This is a genomic window from Pseudoalteromonas sp. G5_S1_14_S5 (genome assembly GCF_054968605.1).
This window is the reverse complement of the sequence record NZ_JBQKUM010000243.1, coordinates 1-378: the sequence shown is the minus strand read 5'-3', so window position 1 is coordinate 378 and position 378 is coordinate 1. Positions and strand designations below refer to the sequence as shown.

At 48.4% G+C, this 378-nt stretch carries 1 pseudogene; it reads right to left on the bottom strand.

Annotated elements, in window-relative coordinates:
* Positions 1-378: pseudogene (locus ACTRWI_RS22735) on the bottom strand (hypothetical protein); the annotation flags it as partial.

Sequence of the window (378 nt, the reverse complement as noted above, 5' to 3'; positions counted from 1 at the left end):
GTTTGAGGCGCCAAAGGTTGCGACGAAGATCTGAGCTTTACGGATTTCGCCTGTTTCGGGATTCAACACCGGGATGGTGGGGCCGCAGTAGTCGATGAACAACTTGTCACCCGCCACGTGAATTTGGCGCATACTGCGCTTTTGTTTCTTTAGCCATCGTCGATAGTGCTCACAGTATTGGCTGTAACGATAGGCACGCTCTAGGTGCTCCGCGGCATACTCTTCCCACAGCAGTTGTTTCGTCATACCTGGTCGCTTTAGCTCAATAAAACACTGACTGAAGTTAGGCATGACCTTTGTATCACTCGTGGTTTTATCACGGTATAGCGCGTGTGTAATACCAATCACAGTAAGTAAGTGATCAAAAATAGCGTAGGT